General features: G+C 59.2%; 19 protein-coding genes. 2 read left to right on the top strand and 17 right to left on the bottom strand.

Going from position 1 to position 21,805, the window contains the following annotated elements; translation table 11 throughout:
• Positions 1–42 precede the first annotated feature (42 nt).
• The 8 genes from fdhD to AC1DCP_RS12675 all read right to left on the bottom strand — a co-directional run bounded on the left by fdhD (position 43) and on the right by AC1DCP_RS12675 (position 9,099).
• Positions 43–858, bottom strand: coding sequence for a formate dehydrogenase accessory sulfurtransferase FdhD (gene fdhD, locus AC1DCP_RS12710; protein WP_081308598.1), 816 nt, complete (start codon positions 856–858; stop codon positions 43–45).
• A 276-nt stretch (positions 859–1,134) separates the two neighbouring features.
• Positions 1,135–1,545 carry a F0F1 ATP synthase subunit epsilon gene (locus tag AC1DCP_RS12705; RefSeq protein WP_003516751.1) on the bottom strand — a complete coding sequence of 137 codons (411 nt, stop codon included), beginning with the start codon at positions 1,543–1,545 and terminating at the stop codon, positions 1,135–1,137.
• Between the two features lie 129 nt (positions 1,546–1,674).
• Positions 1,675–3,129: a F0F1 ATP synthase subunit beta gene (atpD, locus tag AC1DCP_RS12700; protein ID WP_003516750.1), complete on the bottom strand. Its 1,455-nt coding sequence runs from the start codon at positions 3,127–3,129 to the stop codon at positions 1,675–1,677.
• Positions 3,130–3,152: 23 nt separating this feature from the next.
• The gene (locus AC1DCP_RS12695; RefSeq protein WP_003516748.1) at positions 3,153–4,031 is read right to left on the bottom strand and encodes a F0F1 ATP synthase subunit gamma; all 879 of its coding nucleotides are present in this window, start codon (positions 4,029–4,031) and stop codon (positions 3,153–3,155) included.
• Positions 4,032–4,061: 30 nt separating this feature from the next.
• Entirely contained in the window at positions 4,062–5,591 is a 1,530-nt protein-coding gene (gene atpA / locus AC1DCP_RS12690) for a F0F1 ATP synthase subunit alpha (protein WP_003516747.1), read from the bottom strand.
• A complete protein-coding gene (locus AC1DCP_RS12685) occupies positions 5,591–6,157 on the bottom strand; it encodes a F0F1 ATP synthase subunit delta (protein WP_025594541.1) in 567 nt (188 codons plus the stop codon). The genes atpA and AC1DCP_RS12685 overlap by 1 nt, the downstream gene beginning before the upstream one ends.
• Positions 6,158–6,418: 261 nt before the next feature.
• Positions 6,419–6,805: an AGROH133_08824 family phage infection protein gene (locus AC1DCP_RS12680; RefSeq protein WP_019566060.1), complete on the bottom strand. Its 387-nt coding sequence runs from the start codon at positions 6,803–6,805 to the stop codon at positions 6,419–6,421.
• A gap of 77 nt (positions 6,806–6,882) precedes the next feature.
• The gene (locus tag AC1DCP_RS12675) at positions 6,883–9,099 is read right to left on the bottom strand and encodes a primosomal protein N' (protein WP_065688747.1); all 2,217 of its coding nucleotides are present in this window, start codon (positions 9,097–9,099) and stop codon (positions 6,883–6,885) included.
• A 144-nt stretch (positions 9,100–9,243) separates the two neighbouring features.
• Here AC1DCP_RS12675 and AC1DCP_RS12670 point away from each other — a divergent pair, with 144 nt between their 5' ends.
• Both AC1DCP_RS12670 and AC1DCP_RS12665 read left to right on the top strand, forming a co-directional pair.
• A complete protein-coding gene (locus tag AC1DCP_RS12670) occupies positions 9,244–10,191 on the top strand; it encodes a tyrosine recombinase XerC (RefSeq protein WP_035252387.1) in 948 nt (315 codons plus the stop codon).
• 80 nt (positions 10,192–10,271) lie between these two features.
• On the top strand, positions 10,272–11,366 hold the full coding sequence (locus AC1DCP_RS12665) for a TraB/GumN family protein (RefSeq protein WP_019566057.1): 1,095 nt from the start codon (positions 10,272–10,274) through the stop codon (positions 11,364–11,366).
• Here the strand turns inward: AC1DCP_RS12665 and AC1DCP_RS12660 are convergent.
• The 9 genes from AC1DCP_RS12660 to sucC form a co-directional block, all read right to left on the bottom strand.
• Positions 11,350–11,838, bottom strand: coding sequence for a DUF2867 domain-containing protein (locus AC1DCP_RS12660; RefSeq protein ID WP_065688667.1), 489 nt, complete (start codon positions 11,836–11,838; stop codon positions 11,350–11,352). The genes AC1DCP_RS12665 and AC1DCP_RS12660 overlap by 17 nt on opposite strands.
• A gap of 139 nt (positions 11,839–11,977) precedes the next feature.
• A complete protein-coding gene (locus tag AC1DCP_RS12655; RefSeq protein WP_065688668.1) occupies positions 11,978–12,478 on the bottom strand; it encodes a cytochrome b in 501 nt (166 codons plus the stop codon).
• Positions 12,479–12,589: 111 nt separating this feature from the next.
• Positions 12,590–13,996: a dihydrolipoyl dehydrogenase gene (gene lpdA / locus AC1DCP_RS12650; RefSeq protein ID WP_065688669.1), complete on the bottom strand. Its 1,407-nt coding sequence runs from the start codon at positions 13,994–13,996 to the stop codon at positions 12,590–12,592.
• A gap of 64 nt (positions 13,997–14,060) precedes the next feature.
• On the bottom strand, positions 14,061–14,705 hold the full coding sequence (locus tag AC1DCP_RS12645) for a LysE family translocator (protein WP_019566053.1): 645 nt from the start codon (positions 14,703–14,705) through the stop codon (positions 14,061–14,063).
• Between the two features lie 14 nt (positions 14,706–14,719).
• On the bottom strand, positions 14,720–15,133 hold the full coding sequence (locus AC1DCP_RS12640) for an MAPEG family protein (protein ID WP_003516731.1): 414 nt from the start codon (positions 15,131–15,133) through the stop codon (positions 14,720–14,722).
• 68 nt (positions 15,134–15,201) lie between these two features.
• The gene (gene odhB / locus AC1DCP_RS12635) at positions 15,202–16,434 is read right to left on the bottom strand and encodes a 2-oxoglutarate dehydrogenase complex dihydrolipoyllysine-residue succinyltransferase (protein ID WP_003516729.1); all 1,233 of its coding nucleotides are present in this window, start codon (positions 16,432–16,434) and stop codon (positions 15,202–15,204) included.
• Between the two features lie 53 nt (positions 16,435–16,487).
• Positions 16,488–19,484 carry a 2-oxoglutarate dehydrogenase E1 component gene (locus AC1DCP_RS12630; RefSeq protein ID WP_003516728.1) on the bottom strand — a complete coding sequence of 999 codons (2,997 nt, stop codon included), beginning with the start codon at positions 19,482–19,484 and terminating at the stop codon, positions 16,488–16,490.
• Positions 19,485–19,660: 176 nt separating this feature from the next.
• Entirely contained in the window at positions 19,661–20,563 is a 903-nt protein-coding gene (sucD, locus tag AC1DCP_RS12625; protein ID WP_003516727.1) for a succinate--CoA ligase subunit alpha, read from the bottom strand.
• Positions 20,564–20,580: 17 nt separating this feature from the next.
• The gene (gene sucC, locus AC1DCP_RS12620; protein ID WP_003516725.1) at positions 20,581–21,774 is read right to left on the bottom strand and encodes an ADP-forming succinate--CoA ligase subunit beta; all 1,194 of its coding nucleotides are present in this window, start codon (positions 21,772–21,774) and stop codon (positions 20,581–20,583) included.
• Positions 21,775–21,805 lie beyond the last annotated feature (31 nt).

The following is a 21,805-nucleotide window of genomic DNA, read 5'->3' as shown; positions in this document are numbered from 1 at the left end:
ATGCTTCGAAGCTCGGATGCCAATGCCGGCAGGCAACTGGCATTATAAAATGACGCGGTCCGCACGGGTGAAGATTTCGAAGTCTTCACCCCGCACCAGCGCAACAAGCGTGATGCCTGCACTCTCGGCGGTTTCGATGGCAAGCGCGGTAGGAGCCGAAATTGCTGCCATAACCGGACTACCAAGGATCGCTGTCTTCTGAACCATCTCCACCGACAGGCGACTGGTGACGGCAACAATGCCTGTCTTGGCGGAAATACCGGCATTCACGACAGCACCGGCCAACTTGTCGAGCGCATTGTGGCGACCGACATCTTCGCGCACCGCAAGCAAACCATCTTGAGGACTATAAAAACCCGCACCGTGAACGGCCCTCGTTTCGCGGTTGAGGCTTTGTGCGTCGCTCAGTGCTTTCACCGCAGCAACGATGTCATCACCGTGGATCGACATTCTCACGCCGCTGAGATCGGGGACCACGCGAACCGCCTGTTCTATGGATTCGATCCCGCACAGACCACAACCAACCGGACCTGCCATATGCCGCCGTCTCGCCCGCAGGGCATCAGCCTCGGCATCCATCAGATCCACCTGGACATCATAACCCTGCCCGGCTTCAATGACCTCTATCGCCCGGATTTCGCTGCGTGCCGAAATGATGCCCTCTGTCAGGCTGAAGCCGACGGCGAAATCGACAAGATCAGCGGGACTAGCCATCATCACGGCATGGGTGCTGCCGCCGTAAGAAAAGGCAACCGGCACCTCCTCCGGCACGGCGCGCTCACCCGTGCTAAGGGCGCCCTGTCGCAGCGCGGATCTTGCGACCCTTCGATAACTGGCTTCTATCGACACGGCGATCATCCCTCCATGACAAGAAACACGCCTTCTCGCCTACTCCCGACCGGCAGCAGCACGTTACTTTTCACCATCATGTCTAGCCTATCGCCCTGAAAATCGGAATCGATTTCCGCAAACGTAATGAGCGGACCGAGGCGCTTTTACTGGAACGAGAACTCAGATTTTTCTGCCTGCTTAAGAAAACAGGCAGTGGCCGAAAACAAAAAAGCGACCGAAACGGCCGCTTTTTTGTTTTGGATATTGTGTGGACAGTCATTCTTTCGAACCCGCCCGGTGCTTTCAAGCGGCGACGAGAACCTCATGCAGGTTCGTCAGTTCGTAGAGATGCTTTTCAAGCTTGGTCAGATGCTCGTGGTGATGATTGCCTTCCTGAATTTCGGCCTTGGCCAAATCGATGCGCTTCTGCAGCGTGTCAGGGGACATATCGTCAGCCGAAACAGCGGATTCGGCGAGAAGCGTGCAACCTGTCGGAAGAATATCGGCAAAACCACCAAAAACGACGTATTTATGGGTTTCGCCAGAGGCGAATTTCACCGTCACCAGGCCCGGCTTGATCGTCGTCATGGTGGGCGCGTGATTGGCCAGAACCGTCATCTCACCCAGCGTAGCCGGAATGACGACTTCCGTAACCGTTTCGGAAACGAGCAGACGTTCCGGGGAAACGAGATCGAATTTGAAACTGTCAGCCATGGCTATTCACTTCTTTTCAATTACGCGGGCGTCACGGACTTGTTTATTAAAACGCCGGCAAAGCCGTTCCGGTTTCACCGTCATCGTGTGCAAGGCGCGTGGTCGAACCACGCGCCCGCCAATTCATAATCAGGCAGCTTCAGCAGTCAGCTTCTTTGCCTTTTCGATGGCTTCTTCCATCGAACCGACCATGTAGAAAGCTGCTTCCGGCAGGCTGTCGTATTCGCCGTTGACCAGGCCCTTGAAGCCCTTGATCGTGTCTTCGAGTGCGACGAGCTTGCCCGGAGAACCGGTGAAGACTTCGGCAACGAAGAACGGCTGCGACAGGAAGCGCTCGATCTTGCGGGCGCGGGCAACCGTCAGCTTGTCTTCTTCCGACAGTTCGTCCATGCCGAGGATGGCGATGATGTCCTGAAGGGACTTGTAGCGCTGCAGGGTCGACTGAACCTTACGGGCAACCTCGTAGTGTTCTTCACCGACGATCATCGGGTCGAGCATGCGCGAGGTGGAGTCGAGCGGGTCAACAGCCGGGTAAATACCCTTTTCTGCGATCGAACGCGACAGAACCGTCGTTGCGTCAAGGTGCGCGAACGAAGTGGCCGGCGCAGGGTCGGTCAAGTCGTCGGCGGGAACGTAAATCGCCTGAACCGAGGTGATCGAACCCTTGTTCGTGGTGGTGATGCGTTCCTGCATCTGGCCCATGTCGGTTGCGAGCGTTGGCTGATAGCCCACAGCCGAAGGAATACGGCCGAGAAGAGCCGAAACTTCCGAACCAGCCTGCGTGAAGCGGAAGATGTTGTCCACGAAGAACAGAACGTCCTGGCCTTCGTCGCGGAAGTTTTCAGCGATCGTCAGACCGGTCAGAGCGACGCGAGCGCGGGCGCCCGGCGGTTCATTCATCTGGCCGTAAACGAGAGCAGCCTTGGAACCTTCGCCGCCGCCAAGCTTGTTGACGTTCGACTCGATCATTTCGTGATAGAGGTCGTTACCTTCGCGGGTACGCTCACCCACGCCGGCGAATACCGAGTAACCACCGTGCGCCTTGGCGACGTTGTTTATCAGTTCCATGATGAGAACCGTCTTGCCAACGCCAGCGCCGCCGAACAGGCCGATCTTGCCGCCCTTGGCGTAAGGAGCCAGAAGGTCAACGACCTTGATGCCGGTAACGAGGATCTGGCCTTCAGTCGACTGCTCGACGTAAGACGGTGCGTCCTGGTGGATGGCGCGCTTCTTGGCCGTTACGATCGGACCTGCTTCGTCAACCGGCTCACCGATGACGTTCATGATGCGGCCGAGCGTTTCCAGACCGACCGGAACCTCGATCGGAGCGCCCGTATCAGCGACGACCTGACCACGGACGAGACCTTCGGTCGAGTCCATGGCGATCGTGCGTACGACGTTTTCGCCGAGATGCTGAGCGACTTCCAGAACGAGGCGGTTGCCGTTGTTATCGGTTTCGAGCGCGTTGAGAATCGGAGGCAGTTCGCCTTCGAACGCCACGTCGACAACAGCGCCGATAACCTGGGTAACCTTGCCCGCGCCGTTCACCGCTGCGGTTTTCTTGGGGGTAGCTGCCTTAGCCATTATCCTTACCCTCTTTCCTTACCTCAGAGCGCTTCCGCGCCCGAAATGATTTCAATGAGTTCCTTGGTGATCTGAGCCTGACGCTGACGGTTGTAGGAAAGCGTCAGCTTGTTGATCATATCACCGGCATTGCGCGTTGCGTTGTCCATCGCGCTCATCTTGGCGCCCATTTCACCGGCAACGTTTTCGAGCAGAGCCCGGAAAACCTGAACCGAAATGTTGCGCGGAATAAGGTCTTCCAGAATAGAAGCCGCATCAGGCTCATATTCGTAGACGGCGCTCTGCGTTGCCTCAACCTCTTCCACAACAGGGACTGCGGCAGGAATAAGCTGCAGACCGGTCGGGATCTGGCTGATGACGGACTTGAATTCCGAGTAGATCAGCGTGCAGACGTCAAATTCACCCGCATTGAACAGGGAGATCACCTTCTTGGCGATCTGGTCGGCGTTTTCGAAACCGACCTTCTTCACTTCGCGCAGTTCGATGCGCTCGATGATATTAGCTGCGAATTCGCGACGAAGGCTGTCGTAACCCTTCTTGCCGACCGTGATGATCTTGACCGTTTTGCCTTCGGAAATCAGCTTGCGGGCTTGATCGCGGGCAAAACGGGAAATCTGCGAGTTGAAACCGCCGCAAAGACCACGTTCAGCCGTGCAGACAACGAGCAGATGCACGTTGTCCTTGCCGGTGCCGGTCATCAGCGCCGGAGCGACGTCCGCCTCGACCGCCTTGGCGATGTTGGCAAGAACGGCGCCCATGCGCTGCGAATAAGGCCGGGCGGCCTCCGCAGCTTCCTGGGCGCGCCGAAGCTTCGCCGCGGCGACCATTTTCATCGCCTTGGTAATCTTCTGCGTCGCCTTTACGGAGGCAATGCGGTTTTTCAGATCCTTTAGTGAAGGCATCCGTTATCCGTCCGAGTAAAAGAGCCCTAATTACGAGAAAGACTTCGCGAAGCTATCAAGAGCGCCCTTGAGCTTGCTCTTGGTATCGTCGCTGATTGCCTTTTCCGTGCGGATGGTGTCGAGGATCGCCTTGCCTTCCGAGCGGAGGTAGGAGAGCAGACCCTGCTCGAACTTGCCGACCTGCGCGACCGGGATCTTGTCGAGATAACCGTTGACACCGGCGAAGATCACCGCGACCTGCTCTTCCGTCTTGAGCGGAGAGAACTGCGGCTGCTTCAGAAGCTCGGTCAGGCGGGCACCGCGGTTAAGCAGGCGCTGCGTGGAAGCGTCAAGGTCCGAGCCGAACTGGGCGAAGGCGGCCATTTCGCGATACTGGGCAAGTTCACCCTTGATCGAACCGGCGACCTGCTTCATCGCCTTGATCTGGGCGGCAGAGCCAACGCGCGAAACCGACAGGCCGACGTTAACGGCCGGACGGATACCCTGGTAGAACAGGTCAGTTTCAAGGAAGATCTGGCCGTCGGTGATCGAGATCACGTTGGTCGGAATGAAGGCCGAAACGTCGTTGCCCTGGGTTTCGATGACAGGCAGAGCCGTCAAAGAGCCAGCACCCATTTCGTCGGAGAGCTTTGCAGCGCGCTCCAGAAGACGGGAGTGAAGGTAGAACACGTCGCCCGGATAAGCTTCGCGGCCCGGAGGACGGCGCAGCAGAAGCGACATCTGACGGTAAGCAACGGCCTGCTTGGAAAGGTCGTCATAACCGATGAGGGCGTGCTTGCCGTTATCACGGAAGTATTCGCCCATGGCGCAACCGGCAAACGGTGCCAGATACTGCATCGGAGCCGGGTCGGAAGCCGTGGCAGCAATGATGATCGAATACTGCAGGGCGCCGCGCTCTTCCAGAACCTTTACGAACTGGGCAACGGTCGAACGCTTCTGACCGATAGCGACGTAGACGCAATAAAGCTTGTCGCCTTCCGGACCATTGTCGTGAATGGCCTTCTGGTTCAGGATCGCGTCGAGAATGATCGCGGTCTTGCCGGTCTGGCGGTCGCCGATGACGAGCTCGCGCTGGCCGCGGCCAACCGGGATGAGGGCGTCGATAGCCTTGAGGCCGGTCGACATCGGCTCATGAACCGACTTACGCGGAATGATGCCGGGAGCCTTGACGTCAACGCGCGAACGCTTGGCGGCGTTGATCGGGCCTTTCCCGTCGATCGGGTTGCCAAGGGCGTCAACGACGCGGCCGAGCAGTTCCGGGCCAACCGGAACGTCAACGATAGCGCCAGTCCGCTTTACGGTGTCGCCTTCCTTGATGGCACGGTCGGAACCGAAGATAACCACACCGACGTTGTCGGCTTCGAGGTTGAGCGCCATGCCGCGAACGCCGCCAGGAAACTCGACCATTTCGCCGGCCTGAACATTGTCGAGACCATAGACGCGGGCGATACCGTCACCGACGGAAAGCACCTGACCGACTTCCGAGACTTCCGCCTCGTTGCCGAAATTTTTGATTTGATCTTTCAGAATTGCGGAAATTTCCGCGGCGCGGATATCCATCAGCCAACCTCTTTCAGTGCAAGCTTAAGGGTGGAAAGTTTGGTGCGAAGAGACGTATCGATCTGGCGAGAACCAACCTTGACGATCAGGCCACCGAGGATCGAAGGATCAACGGTAACGGAAACCGTCACATCCTTGCCGGTAACGCTCTTCAGCGCCGCCTTCAGTTCAGTTTCTTGCGCTTCGTCGAGCGCATGTGCCGAGGTGACCTCGGCGGTAATTTCGCCGCGATGGGCAGCAGCAATGGAGCGATAGGCGCGGATCATGCCGGGAACGGCAAACAGACGGCGGTTATTCGCAACGACCTTGAGGAAATTGACAGCAAGACCGGCAATACCGGCCTTCTCGCAGATTGCGGTGATTGCCTTGAACTGATCCTCGGCGGAAAACACCGGGCTCGCAACCAGACGCTTCAAATCGTCACTTCCATCGAGAAGTGCGCCGAACCTGTCCAGATCGGCTCCAACTGCCTCGACCGCACCCGCTTCCAAAGCAAGCTCGAAAAGCGACGATGCATACCTTTCGGCTACACCGGATGTTCCATGGGAGGTATCTGCCACGGGCACTTTTTCCCTGCTAATCGTCCAAGAACATCAGCGAGGGGGATCCTCCGCATCAAATTCTTGAAATCGTTTCAATTTCCCCGAAAAAGACCGGAATTCCCCCCTGCCTTTTCCCAATTTCGCGGTCCGTCTAGCATAGGACGCCGGGACTCGCAACACGCGTAATAGCGGAAAGCGCCGTTTGGGCAAGGGGGAATGCGTTTAAATTTTCCGATTCCGCCCAGGATGCGCCGCAGGTGCGGCACAAAAGCCAAAAAGCCCGTCTCAGACCAGTCCGAACACGTAGCTCAACGACAGTGCAGACAACAGAAGGTGTACAACCAGAAGTATGAAATTCCGCACTGTTGCGCCTCCATCCGAGAGAATGGAGAGAATGCCGCCGAACACGCTGAGACCGAAAGCCGCACCGAAGGCGAGATAGACCATGGGCTGCGCCAGAAGCAGGGCTGAAGCACCGAGGCCGAGATAAAAACCGGCAAGCGACGAGCGCACAAGCGCGTAACCATCCCGGCGCTCGCCGATCGCCTGCAGACCGAAGGCACGCAGAGTAACGCCTGGTGCAAACATGAAAAAGAGGCCGATCACGACCGACACCACCGCAGCGCCGAAGGCCAGCTGCTCGCCGAATTCGGCGGGAAAATAAAACTCCATCTCGTTCCCCAAATCATTTTTGCCTGCTGCGTTATGACACGGTCATGACAGCGGGAAAACGTCCCCATTGATAAAGTTCAAAGGAAACTTTGCGGATCGATATCGAGCTGCACATGCACGCTGCCCCGTTCCTTCGGGCCATTGGCCAGAAGCGTTCGAAGGAAGGATTGCATGTCGGAATTGCGCCGCCCATGCACCAGCAGGCGAAAACGGTGCCGGCCACGGATAAGCGCCAGCGGCGCTTCCGCCGGGCCGAGCAGCATGATGCCCGTAACCTGCGGTGCTGCCGCCCTTAAACCCCGCGCATGGGTTTCGGCCTCCGCACGCGTATCGGCGGAAACGATGATTGAGGCAAGCCGTCCGAAAGGCGGAAGAACGGCTTTTTCCCGCTCCACGATCTCCCTTTCGTAAAAGGCAGATGCATCGCCGGACACGATTGCCTGCATGACAGGGTGTTGCGGCTGGTAGGTTTGCAACAGGCCGTGGCTTTTCAGCCCGGTTCGCCCGGCGCGACCGGTCACCTGCGAGAGCAGCTGGAACGTTCGCTCCGCTGCGCGCGGATCGCCATTGGCAAGCCCGAGATCGGCGTCGACAATACCGACAAGCGTCATAAGGGGGAAGTTGTGCCCCTTGGCAACCAGCTGCGTGCCGATGACGATGTCCGCCTCTCCCTTGACGATCGCCTCCAGCTCCAGACGCAGCCGCTTGACGCCCATCAGGTCAGAGGAGAGCACGATGGTGCGGGCCTCGGGAAAATGTTTCTCCACCTCCTCGGCGATCCGCTCTACCCCCGGCCCGCAGGCCACCAGATGATCGAAGGTGCCGCATTCCGGGCAATGGTCCGGCGTCGGCTCGTTGTGACCGCACTGGTGGCATTGCAGTTGATTGCGGAACCGGTGCTCCACCAGCCAGCTCGAACATTGCGGGCACTGGAAACGGTGACCGCAGACCCGGCAGAGCGTCAGCGGCGCGTAACCGCGACGATTGAGAAAGAGCAGGGACTGCTCGCCCTTTTCGATGGTTTTGCCGATGCCGCGCAGGAGAACCGGCGAAAGAAACCCTCCCCTTTCCGGCGGATGGCGACGCATATCGATCAGATGCAGATCGGGCATCGCCGCATCGCCGAAGCGCGTATGCAGATGGATGGTGTTATAGCGGCCAGAACTGCCGTTGACCTGGCTTTCCACTGACGGCGTGGCGGAGACCAGCACCACCGGGAAATCCCCGATCCGGGCTCTGACGACCGCCATGTCGCGGGCATTGTAAAAGACGCGGTCTTCCTGCTTGTAGGCCGGGTCATGCTCCTCATCGACGATAATGAGGCCGAGATTGTCGAAGGGAAGGAACAGCGCCGAGCGCGCGCCGGCCACCACCTTCACCTCACCCGTCACCGCCTGTCGCCAGACCTTTTCGCGCATGCGCGGCGACAGGTCAGAATGCCATTCCGCCGGCTTGGCGCCGAAGCGGTCGTGAAAGCGATCCAGGAAGGCCGCCGTCAGCGCGATTTCCGGCAACAGGATGAGGACCTGCTTGCCTTGTCGCAGCGTTTCCGCCACCGCCTCGAAATAGACCTCGGTTTTGCCGGAGCCGGTCACACCATCAATCAGTGAAACATGGAAACCACCCTTGCGCACATCCTCGAGAATTTCCGATGCCGCCTGTTTCTGCGGGCCTTCCAGTCGCGGCTCGGCATAGTCGGGATCAGGCTCGGCCACAACGGGCGGCGCGGGCAGAAAAACCGTCTCGAATACGCCCTGCTTGACCAGACCATCGACAACGCTGGTAGAAACGCCGGCGGCATGGGCAAGGCCACTCTTCGTCCAGCCATGGCCCTCGGCCGCCAGCTCCATCACTCTCTCGCGGGCGGGAGTAAGCCGCTCCGGCCTGCCTTCGGTCAGCCGCAGCCCCTCGATCATGGGTTCGGGATCGAAGGCGGCGGGCGCGCGTAGGGCCATGCGCGCCACAAGGCCGGGCGGAGAAAGCGTGTAAGCGGCAACCCAGTCGATGAAGCGCCGCATTTCCGCTTTCAGCGGCGGGCACTCGAAACTCTTGGTGATGGGCCGCAGCTTTTTCGGATCGACGCTCTTCTCTCCTGCATCGTCCCACACCACGCCGAAGACCTGCCGTGGTCCAAGCGGCACCTGAACGATGGAGCCGGTCTCCACCACCATATCGTCAGGCACGGCATAACTGTAGGGTCCCGGCGCCGGCACCGGCACGAGAACGGGCACCGTGCGCGTGAGCGACGGCGGGTCGAACAGAGCCCCAAACAGATCGGACGAATCTTTTGCCATGATGTGGCGAACATGCCCCGGCGGAATGAAAAAGGAAACCGCCCGGATGTAATGGCTGACCCCGGTAAAGTCCACGCCAGATGCGAAGCCCAGGCGCGAGCCTTAACCAAATACTGACCATAAGGGCATAGCGTTGGGAGAGGAATGGAGCGCCCCGTGACCGAAATTCTGACTTTTGCCACACCCGATCTCTTGAACGAGCGCCAATCCTGGCTTGCCGCGATTGCCGGTGAACGACGCCTTGCGGACAATACCGTCGAGGCCTATGAGCGCGACACTCGCCAGTTTTTGACATTCCTCACCGGTTACATCGGCAAGCCAGCTTCAATCGCCGATATCGCCGATCTGCGCCCGGTCGATCTTCGCGCCTTTCTGGCCAGTCGTCGCAGGGAAGGCGCCGGCGCACGCTCGCTGGGGCGGCATCTGGCGGGCCTGCGTTCCTTTCTCCACTATCTGCAAAAGAAAGGTCTGGTGAATGCGGCCGGGGCCACCGCCATGCGCTCGCCGAAACAGCCGAAATCTCTGCCGAAACCGCTGACGGACCGGCAGGCGCTGAAAATAACCACCACCGAGGCGCAATTGAATGAAGAGCCGTGGATTGCCGCCCGTAACGCTGCGGTTCTCTCGCTTCTTTATGGCTGCGGTCTTCGCATCTCCGAGGCGCTCGGGCTGGCTCCGGCCGATTTCACGCCCGACGCCCGCAGCCTTCGCATCACCGGCAAAGGCAACAAGACCCGGATGGTGCCTTTGCTGGCAGTGGTAACGGAAGCGGTTGAGGCCTACAAAAAGCTCTGCCCCTATCATCTGGCTGCCGACCAGCCGCTATTCCTCGGCGCGCGCGGCGGCAAGCTGCAACCTGCCATCATCCAGCGCGAGATGCAGAAGTTGCGTGGCGCTTTCGGCCTGCCGGAAAACGCCACACCGCATGCGCTGCGCCACTCCTTCGCCACCCATCTGCTGGCCGGCGGCGGCGACCTGCGCACCATTCAGGAACTGCTCGGCCATGCCAGCCTCTCCACCACGCAGATCTATACCGGCGTCGATACCGCAAGATTGCTGGAAATCTACGATAATGCCCACCCGCGCGCATGAAGCAGGAAATGCTTAACCATAGTCATTAATCAGACGTCCAAGCCGCCGTTCTATAAGTGGACTAGAACCGGATGGTACCTATGCAAAGCCTGATAAAGCCACAAAATCTCACCGCCACCCTGATGGGCAAGACCGGCGACACCCTGCTCTGGTTGCTCGCCGCGCTGCACGTCACTGCTGTCGCAATCCTCTTCGCGACGTTGCTATCGTTGGGTGAGGCGCAAGCCGCAGAACAGGAGATAAGCTGCACGGGCAGCGATATTCTCGTGGAGATGCGCAAGAGCGACCCGCAGGGCTTCGCGAAGATCGAACAGGAAGCGGCAGCTATCCCGAACGGCAAGGGCAACTTCTGGCGCATCGAAAAAGCTGGAACGGCGCCGTCCTTTCTTCTCGGCACCATGCATGTCACCGATCCACGTGTTCTTGGCATGCCAGCCGCCGCAACACCCGCGTTTGAAAAAGCCGCGACGGTCATCGTGGAATCGGACGAAATCGTCGATGACAAGAAAATTGCGGCATCGCTGCTGACAAGACCCGACCTCACCATGTTTATGGACGGCAAGTCGATCACCGACATCCTGTCACCCGAAAATGTCGCACGCCTTGAAAAGGGTCTTAAGGAGCGCGGCATTCCGCTGAGTGCCGTTTCGCGCATGAAGCCATGGATGCTGTCGAGTTTCGTCGCCCTTCCCGCCTGCGAATTTGCCCGCAAGGCCACTGGCCTGTCTTTCCTTGATAAGAAGCTCGCTGAAGATGCAGTCGCGGACGGAAAGCATCTTGTCGGGCTGGAGACCATGGTGGAGCAGCTTGCGGCCATGTCTGAGCTGCCAATGGAATTTCATCTACAGGCGCTGATCGAAACGCTCGAATTGGGCGACCGCATGGACGACATCATGACGACAATGACCGATCTTTATGTCAGCGGTGATATCGGCATGACCATGCCCATGCTGAAGAGCATCGATCCCAAGAAAGCGTCTGAAAATGACCAGGGCTACGCCGCCTTCGAGCAACGCATCATCACCGATCGCAACCACGTCATGGCGGAGCGATCGGCCCCTGAGCTTGCCAAAGGCAATGTCTTCATGGCCGTCGGCGCTTTGCACCTGCCGGGCGAAGAAGGCGTAATTGAACTCCTGCGTGCGCAGGGCTTTACCCTCACACGGGTCGACTGATCCACTCGTTTCCGGCCTTGACGGGGCGGACATTGGCGCAAAACGGCCGCATCGTCGCCGGCACGATGCGACGATGAAACGGACCGACGACGAAAAGATAGAGACGCCCGAACAGGTTCTTGCGCCGGACGATAGTCGTGACCTTCACGATCTGCCGACCAGGCTCCTGTTCCACATCGACGACGATACGGAAATCGAGATGGTTATCGTCAAAGCCGAGCACGGTCCGGTCCGCAGTAGACGACAGCACGGGAAATCCGCCCGCCGAAGTACCCGCCGCCAGCTCGACCGTTCTGAGACCGAAAAGCGATACGAGACGGTTTCGAAGCGCCATAAGGTCGCTGATCCATGCCGGAGGATGATCGAGGAGAAGTCTGCTCACATCGAGTGAACTCGATGCGGCCGTCACCATCTCTCCTTCAAAGCAATCCCGCCAGTCCGCGCCCGGCAATATGTCTTCGCTATCCCGCATCCCATAACCTCATTGCCCCCTTGTGTGGCGAGGCTCATCATCACTATTTCCAATCATCCGGGAACGTGACAAACCGCCGCTAATGGCAATTCGAGCGGGAGAGATAGAGCGTTTTCGCTTTTGGAAAAGCGGGAGTGCTTTAGCCGTGCGTCATACGCTTCAGAACATTGGTGCGCCAGTAGAACTGGTGAACCAGAACTGCGGCGACGTGGCCGGCGATCAACACCCACATAAGCCCCTTGAACGGCCCGGAATGCAATTCTCCTGCTATTCGCGCGCCGAAATAATAGGCCGCAATGCCCGACAATGGCAGGGCAAAAAACAGCGCGTAAAAGGTGAAATGCGCGACCTTCGCGGCGATTTGAGAAGCGCGCGGTTCATTGGCGGGATGCGGCGGCACCCCCTGGAAAAACCGCAGACAGAGGCGCAGAACCGCAAGGGACAGGACGGCAAAGCCGACATACGCGTGAATATTGGCCGAGGAGATCTGGTCCGGCGTCAGCGTTTCACCCCGCCGCATCAACCGATACGCATGGGCCATGCCATCTGGAAACAGAAGGTTGAAAAAGATCAGAAGCGCCATCGTCCAGTGAAGGATACGCTGCGGAACGGAGAAGGAAACTTGAGTGGAGGACGCCATTTATTGCCTTTTATCAAAAGGTTAGACAGGCTATGGCGTAACTATGCTGAACCCCGGCCTGCATTGCAAGCCGGGGTTCCATTCATGGCTGAAATTTAATATTGGCTACAATCACATATGGATCGGCTTGAAGAAAGTCGCCAGCGCCGCTTCCTTCACCGCTTCCGACATGGTCGGATGCGCATGGCAGGTGCGGCCGAGGTCTTCCGAGGAACCACCGAATTCCATAAGCACGGTGATCTCGTGGATCATTTCGCCAGCGCCCAAACCAACGATATGGCCGCCGAGAACCCGGTCGGTTTCCTTGTCAGCGAGGATCTTCACGAACCCATCAGTCACCTGCATGGCGCGGGCGCGACCATTGGCGGTGAAGGGGAACTTGCCGACCTTGTAGGCGACGCCAGCGGCCTTCAGTTCTTCTTCCGTCTTGCCGACGGAAGCGACTTCCGGCTGCGTATAGACCACGGCCGGAATGACATCGTAGTTCACATGGCCGCGCTGGCCGGCGAGAATTTCCGCGAGAGCGACGCCCTCGTCTTCCGCCTTATGTGCCAGCATCGGGCCCTTCACCACGTCGCCGATGGCGTAGATGCCATCCACATTGGTCTTGAAGTGGCCGTCGATTTCGACACGGCCGCGGCTGTCCAGCACGACACCGGCTTCCGCAAGACCGAGACCCTCGGTGTAGGGCTTGCGACCGGTGGAGATCAGCACAACGTTGGCTTCCAGCGTTTCAGCCGCGCCACCCTTGACCGGCTCGAACACCACCTTTGCGCCGGTTCCCGTCTTTTCAACGCCCGTCACCTTGGCACCGAGCTTGAAATCGAGACCCTGCTTGGCGAGCAGACGCTGAGCCTGCTTGGAGACTTCGCTATCCATGCCGCCGAGAATGGTGTCGAGATATTCGACGACGGTGACCTTCGCGCCAAGACGCGACCAGACCGAACCAAGCTCGAGGCCGATGACACCGCCGCCCACCACGATGAGCTTTTCCGGAACCTTGGAGAGCGCAATCGCGCCGGTGGAGGAAACGATGACGCTTTCATCGATATCCACCTGGACGCCGGGAATACCAGCAACATCAGAACCGGTGGCGATGACGATGTTCTTGGCTTCGATTTCCTGGCTCTCGCCCTTGTCGTTGGTGACGGAGACCTTGCCGGCGGATACAACCTTGCCCGTGCCCTGGAAGGCATCGATCTTGTTCTTCTTGAACAGGAAGGCAACGCCGTCGACATTGGCTTTCACCACGCTGTCCTTGTGCCCCATCATCTTCTCGAGGTTCAGCTTCGGAGCGGCGACTTCGATACCAAGCGTATCAACGCCATGGGCCACATGCGCGAAGGTTTCGGAAGCGTGCAGCAATGCCTTGGAAGGAATGCAGCCGACATTGAGGCAGGTGCCGCCATAGGTCGCGCGCTTTTCGATCACTGCGACCTTCAAGCCAAGCTGTGCCGCCTTGACCGCGCAAACATAACCGCCGGGACCCGTACCGATTACCACTACATCATATGCCATGTTTCTGTTCCTGATTGATTGCGGGCAGGATTTTTAACCGCCCTGCTTCCGTTTGACCTGAAACTCAGGCCGCTTTTTCCGTTGCGAGTTTTATACCGAGAGCGATGAAGACCACGCCACTGGTGCGGTCGATCCATTGGCTGGCGCGCTGAAAAGCTGCGCGCATGCGAGGCGTCGTCATGAACAGGCTGACGCCGACGAACCACAGGATAAGGCAGCTTGCCATGACGAGCCCATATCCGAACTTGATGCCAACAGGCGTATGCGCGTGAACCACCGTCGAAAAGATCGACAGGAAGAAAAACACCGGTTTGGGGTTGAGCGCGTTGGCGGCAAAACCGAGCGTGAACGCCTTCAATGCAGTCTGGCCGCTTCTTGCCCGAACACCATCTTCGCCTTCCGCAGCCGGCAATTCGGTCTTGCCTGCGCGCAGCGCCCTGATGCCGATATAGATCAGATAGGCAACACCCAACCACTTGACGATGTTGAAGAGATAGATCGACTGGGAAATGATGAGACCAAGTCCAAGGATCGTATAGGTGACGTGGAACATCAGGGATGTGCCAACACCGAAGCTGGTGATGATGGCCTGCTTGCGCCCATGCACCATGGCCTGACGCATGACCATCGCCAGATCGGCGCCGGGAGAAACGATCGCGAAAAAGAAGATCGCCATCAGGGATGCAAGTTCGATCAGATACTGATGCATGGGAAAATCAACCTCTAAAACATCAACACGAAAAGCATCAGCCCAAGACCGAGCATCGAACCAAGCCAGACCAGCGAGCGGATATAGGGCACACCAGCGAGATAAAGTGGAATATAGACCACCCGGCAGATCAGCCAGATCAAAGCGCCGGTGAAGGCCAGCCCGGACGGATCGCCAGCCATGATGACACCGAAGGCGAGCGCGATGAAAGCGGGATAGGTCTCGCGAAAATTCGCCGAGGCACGCGCGGCGCGTCCGGCAACCCTGCCCTCCGGCTTCTTTTCAGCATCCCGCGGACCGGCATTCCAGTCCAGCCCGAATTCACGCGTTGCCGTCATTCCCTGCAGCGCAATGTGGGCGGCCAGCAGCAGGACGCTGAGCCCGATCAGCGGCAAAAAGGGTGACGCGGCAAGAAATGTCGGCTGCACTTTCGCTCTCCTGATGGCATTTCAGCGGGATCGACTTGAAACCCCGCTGAAACGAAAAGCAAGACCGATCAGAGATCGAGAACCAGACGTTCCGGATCTTCGAGGCTTTCCTTGACGCGAACGAGGAAGGTCACGGCTTCCTTGCCGTCAACGATACGGTGATCGTAGGAGAGCGCAAGATACATCATCGGACGGATGACAACCTGACCGCCGATGGCGACCGGACGCTCCTGGATCTTGTGCATGCCGAGGATGCCCGACTGCGGCGCATTGAGGATCGGCGAGGACATCAGCGAGCCGTAGACGCCGCCATTGGTGATGGTGAAGGTGCCGCCCTGCATGTCGGCCATGCCGAGCGAACCGTCGCGCGCTGCCTTGGCGAGACGGCCGAGTTCCTTTTCGACACCAGCGATGGAGAGCTGGTCGGCATCGCGAATGACCGGAACGACGAGACCCTTGTCGGTGCCGACAGCCATGCCGACGTGACAATAGTTCTTGTAGATGATGTCCGTGCCGTCGATTTCAGCGTTGACGGCGGGCAGTTCCTTCAGCGCGTGGGTCACGGCCTTGGTGAAGAAGCCCATAAAGCCGAGTTTGACGCCGTGCTTCTTCTCGAAAACGTCCTTGTAGCGGTTGCGCAGATCCATGACGGCGCTCATGTCCACCTCGTTATAGGTGGTCAGCATGGCGGCCGTGTTCTGTGCATCCTTGAGGCGACGTGCGATCGTCTGGCGCAGGCGGGTCATCTTGACGCGCTCTTCGCGAACCTGATCCTGCTCGGCCGAAACCGGACGGGGAGCAGCAGCAGCGACCGGAGCGGCGGCAGGTGCCGAAACACCCTTGGCAACAGCGGCGAGAACGTCGCCCTTCAGAACCTGGCCACGCTTGCCCGAACCGTCGACCTGATCGGCGGAAAGGTTGTTTTCAGCAAGCAGCTTGCCGGCGGCAGGTGCCGGCGGCATGGCGCTGCCAGCCGGAGCGGCGGCCACGGCTGCGGCAGGTACCGGTGCAGCAGCAGGCGCAGCAGGCTTTGCCGCGGGTGCAGAAGTTGCAGCGCCGGCAGCACCTTCGGCGATCTGGCCGAGAAGGGCGTCGAGACCGACGGTTTCGCCGTTCTGCACGACGATTTCGGTCAGCACGCCGGAGGCGGGCGCCGGAACTTCGACAGTAACCTTGTCGGTTTCGAGTTCAACGAGAGGTTCGTCGGCCTTGACGGTATCGCCGACCTTCTTGAACCAGGTGCCGACGGTCGCTTCGCTGACGGATTCGCCGAGGGTTGGTACGCGGATTTCAGTGGCCATGATCTAGTTCCGTTATTCGGGTGTCTTTTTTGCGGGGCGATGCGGGAGAGTTCTCACTCTCCCAGCGCGTCTTCCAGGAACGCAGCAAGCTGCGCCAGATGCTTGGACATCAGGCCGGTCGCCGGAGAGGCGGCAGCCGGACGGCCCGTGTAACGGACCTTCTGGTACTTGGCGTCGATATGCGCCAGAACCCATTCAAGGTAGGGATCGATGAACGACCACGCACCCATGTTCTTCGGCTCTTCCTGGCACCACACCATTTCCGCGTTACGGAAACGGGAAAGCTCGTTGATGAGCGCCTTGGCCGGGAACGGATAGAGCTGTTCGACACGCAGCAGGTAGATGTCGTCGATACCGCGCTTTTCACGCTCCTCGAGCAGATCGTAGTAGACCTTGCCCGTGCACATGACGACGCGGCGGATCTTCGAATCCTTCTGCAGCTTGATCGGACCATCCTTGATGACCTCCGCATCGTCCCACAGGAGACGGTGGAAGGAGGACTCGCCTGCAAGCTCCGCAAGCGACGAGGTGGCGCGCTTGTGACGCAGCAGGGACTTCGGCGTCATCAGGATGAGCGGCTTGCGGAAGTCACGCTTCATCTGGCGGCGCAGGATATGGAAGTAGTTAGCCGGCGTCGTAACGTTGGCAACCTGCATGTTGTCCTCCGCGCACATCTGCAACCAGCGTTCCAGACGGGCGGACGAATGTTCCGGACCCTGACCTTCATAACCATGCGGCAGGAGGCAGACGAGACCGGACATGCGCAGCCACTTGCGTTCACCCGAAGAGATGAACTGGTCGAACACAACCTGGGCGCCGTTGGCGAAGTCGCCGAACTGGGCTTCCCAGAGCGTCAGTGCATTCGGGCGGGCAAGCGAATAGCCATATTCGAAACCGAGAACCGCTTCTTCCGAAAGCATCGAGTTGATGACTTCGTAACGGGCCTGCGTCGGCGAAAGATTGGCAAGCGGGATGTAACGCTCTTCTGTCTCCTGATCATAGAGAACCGAGTGGCGCTGCGAGAAGGTGCCGCGTTCGCAGTCCTGACCGGACAGACGGATCTTGTGGCCGTCTACGACCAGCGAACCGAAGGCCAGAGCCTCAGCCATCGCCCAGTCCAGCCCCTCACCGGTCTCGACCATCTGAGCACGGTTTTCCATGAAGCGCTGGATCGTGCGGTGTGCGCTGAAGCCTTCCGGAATGGTCGACAGCTTCTTGCCGATTTCCTTCAGCTGCTTCATCGGCACGCCGGTCTTGCCACGACGCTGCTCATCGGCATTGTCGGCGGCGCGCAGACCGGACCACTGACCATCCAGCCAGTCGGCCTTGTTCGGCTTGTAGGACTGGCCTGCCTCGAACTCCTGCTCGAGATGGGCGCGCCAATCGGCCTTGATCTTCTCGAAATCGCCTTCGGTGATCAGGCCTTCCGCAATCAGGCGGTCAGCATAGATGCGGGCGACAGTCTTGTGGCCACGGATGACCTTGTACATCTTCGGCTGCGTGAACGCAGGCTCGTCGCCTTCGTTATGGCCGAAGCGACGGTAACAGAACATGTCGATGACGACAGGCTTGTGGAACTTCATGCGGTATTCGGTTGCAACCTTTGCCGCATAAACCACCGCTTCCGGATCATCACCGTTAACGTGGAAGATCGGCGCCTCGATCATCTTGGCAACGTCGGACGGATAGGGCGACGAGCGCGAGAAGGCCGGGTTCGTCGTGAAGCCGATCTGGTTGTTGATGATGAAGTGCATGGTACCGGCAACGCGGTGACCGCGCAGGCCGGAGAGGCCGAGAATTTCGGCAACCACGCCCTGACCCGCAAAAGCGGCGTCGCCGTGCAACAGGAGCGGCAGCACCTTTGCGCGTTCCGACAGCGGAATGATGTCGCCGTCCCATGTCTTGGCAAGCTGGTCCTGCTTGGCGCGGGCCTTGCCCATGACGACAGGGTTGACGATTTCAAGGTGCGACGGGTTTGCCGTCAGCGAGAGGTGAACCTTGTTGCCGTCGAATTCGCGGTCTGAGGAGGCACCGAGATGGTACTTCACGTCACCGGAACCTTCGACGTCATCAGGCTTGAACGAACCGCCCTTGAACTCGTGGAACACGGCGCGGTGCGGCTTGCCCATCACGTTGGTCAAAACGTTCAGGCGGCCGCGGTGAGCCATGCCGAGCACGACTTCTTCCAGACCGTCCTGGCCGCCGCGCTTGATGATCTGCTCAAGTGCCGGGATCAGCGATTCACCGCCATCGAGGCCGAAACGCTTGGTGCCCTTGAAACGCACGTCGAGGAACTGCTCGTAGCCTTCGGCTTCGACGAGCTTGGACAGAATGGCCTTCTTGCCTTCCGGCGTGAAGTCCACACCCTTGTCCGGACCTTCGATGCGTTCCTGGATCCAGCCCTTTTCTTCCGGGTTGGACATATGCATGAATTCGACGCCGAGCGTCGAGCAATAGGTGCGCTCGAGAATATCGACCATTTCGCGCACGGTCGCGTATTCGAGACCGAGGACGTTATCGATGAAAATCTTGCGGTCGTAGTCGCTTTCCTCGAAGCCATAGGATTTCGGCGAAAGCTCGTTATAGTCCTCAACGGCGCTGGCGATGCCGAGCGGGTCGAGCTTGGCGTGCAGATGGCCACGCATGCGGTAGGCGCGGATCATCATGATGGCGCGGACGCTGTCACGGGTCGCCTGAAGCACTTCGGCTGGGCTGACGGCCTTGCCGGTATCGGCGCTCTTGGCCTCGGCCTTCGCCTGAACCTTCTTCTCGATGGCCTTCTCGACCGTAGCCCAGTTGCCATCAAGCGCGGATACCAGGTCGCCGTTTGCCGGGATCGGCCAGTTGGCGCGCTTCCAGGAGGCGCCCTTGGCTGCCTTCTTCACGTCTTCCGGATTATCGGACAACGCCTTGAAGAAGCTCTGCCACTCCGGCGACACGGAAGAGGGATCCTCTTCGTACCGGGCATAGAGCTGCTCGATATAGGCTGCATTCGCGCCGTCCAGAAACGACGTGATCTGAAACTGCTCGTTCGCTTCTTGCCTTGCCATTGTGTTCTTGCGGACTTGTCCGTCCGCCTCCTCGATGCCGTTAGGGCCGTTTATCGGCCTGCCGCTTGATTATTGCTGTCTGCCGCCGGAGCGGTATGCCGTCTGTCTGTCGTTCTTTGCGGCTTCGGGCAGCGTGGCGTTAGAGCCGCACCGCCCGTTACCGGTCTCATGTGGTCTCAGCCCTTGAGGACTTCAACCAGCGTCTTGCCGAGGCGCGCCGGGGAAGGCGATACCTTGATGCCTGCAGCTTCCATTGCCGCGATCTTCGATTCCGCATCGCCCTTGCCGCCGGAAACGACAGCGCCGGCGTGGCCCATGGTGCGGCCCTTCGGAGCCGTACGGCCCGCGATAAAGCCAGCCATCGGCTTCTTGCGGCCCTTCTTGGCTTCGTCGATCAGGAACTGTGCCGCATCTTCTTCAGCCGAACCGCCGATTTCGCCGATCATGATGATCGACTGCGTGGCTTCGTCGGCCAGGAACATTTCCAGCACGTCGATGAACTCGGTGCCCTTGACCGGGTCGCCGCCGATGCCGACAGCCGTCGTCTGGCCGAGGCCTTCGTTGGATGTCTGGAATACGGCTTCATAGGTCAGCGTGCCGGAGCGCGAAACGATACCGACCGAACCCTTGCGGAAGATAGAGCCCGGCATGATGCCGATCTTGCATTCTTCAGGCGTCATGATGCCCGGGCAGTTGGGGCCGAGCAGGCGCGAGTTCGAACGGTCGAGGCGAGCCTTGACGCGCACCATGTCCATCACCGGAATACCTTCGGTGATGCAGGTGATGAAGGGGATCTCAGCCTCGATGGCTTCGATGATGGCGTCGGCTGCACCTGCCGGCGGAACATAGATCACGGATGCGTCTGCACCGGTCTTTTCCTTGGCTTCGGCAACCGTTGCGAAGATCGGCAGGCTTTCGCCCTTGGAGCCGGTCCAGGTTTCGCCACCCTTCTTCGGGTGAATACCACCAACCATCTGCGTGCCGTAATAAGCAAGCGCCTGTTCGGTGTGGAAGGTACCGGTCTTGCCGGTCAGACCCTGAACGAGGATCTTGGTGTCTTTATTAACAAGAATAGACATTATTTCCGGTCCCTCAATTAGCCGTTGATCGCCGCGACGATCTTCTTGGCTGCGTCGTCCAGGTCGTCAGCAGCCGTAATCGCAAGGCCCGATTCGTTCAGGAGCTTCTTGCCAAGTTCGACGTTGGTGCCTTCGAGGCGAACAACGAGCGGAACCTGCAACCCGACTTCCTTCACCGCGGCGATAACACCTTCGGCGATGACGTCGCACTTCATGATGCCGCCGAAGATGTTGACGAGGATACCCTCGACTTTCGGGTCAGCAGTGATGATCTTGAAAGCTGCAGCAACCTTCTCCTTGCCGGCGCCGCCGCCGACGTCACAGAAGTTTGCCGGCTCCTTGCCGTAAAGCTTGATGATGTCCATCGTCGCCATGGCGAGACCGGCACCATTGACCATGCAGCCGATGTTGCCATCGAGCGCAACGTAAGCGAGGTCCCACTTGGAGGCTTCGATTTCCTTGGCGTCTTCTTCGGTCTCGTCGCGCAGCGCCTTGACGTCGTCATGGCGGAACAGCGCGTTGCCGTCGAAGGACATCTTGGCATCGAGAACGCGCAGATGACCGTTTTCCATGACGATCAGCGGGTTAACCTCGAGGAGAGCCATGTCCTTCTCGTTGAAGGCCTTGTAGAGGATCGGGAACAGCGCCTTAGCGTCTTCCGCAGCAACACCCTCAAGCTCGAGCGCCTTGGAGATCGCGGCAACGTCAGCGTCGCTCACACCCTTTTCCGGGTCGATGGCGATGGTGTGGATCTTCTCGGGCGTGTCGTGGGCAACAGCTTCGATATCCATGCCGCCTTCGGTGGAAACCACGAAAGCAACGCGACCGACCGAGCGATCGACCAGCAGCGAGCAGTAAAGCTCGCGAGCGATATCCGCACCGTCTTCGATGTAAAGGCGGTTGACCTGCTTGCCGGCATCGCCCGTCTGCGCCGTTACCAGCGTGTTGCCGAGCATATCCTTGGAGTGGGAAACGACTTCTTCGATCGTCTTTGCGAGACGAACGCCACCCTTGGCGTCGGGGCCGAGTTCCTTGAACTTGCCCTTGCCGCGGCCGCCGGCGTGAATCTGGCTCTTGACGACGTAGAGCGGGCCGGGAAGCTGCTTTGCGGCGGCTTCGGCTTCTTCAACCTTGAGGATGGCGACGCCTTCAGCGACCGGCGCACCATAGCCCTTCAGAAGAGCCTTGGCCTGATATTCGTGAATATTCATGGAATAATCCCTGTTTGGAGCCGCTTGAAGC

The sequence above is a fragment of the Agrobacterium sp. 10T429 genome (genome assembly GCF_056393925.1).
Note: the sequence above shows the minus strand (reverse complement) of the source record. Positions and strands in the feature narration are given on the sequence as shown.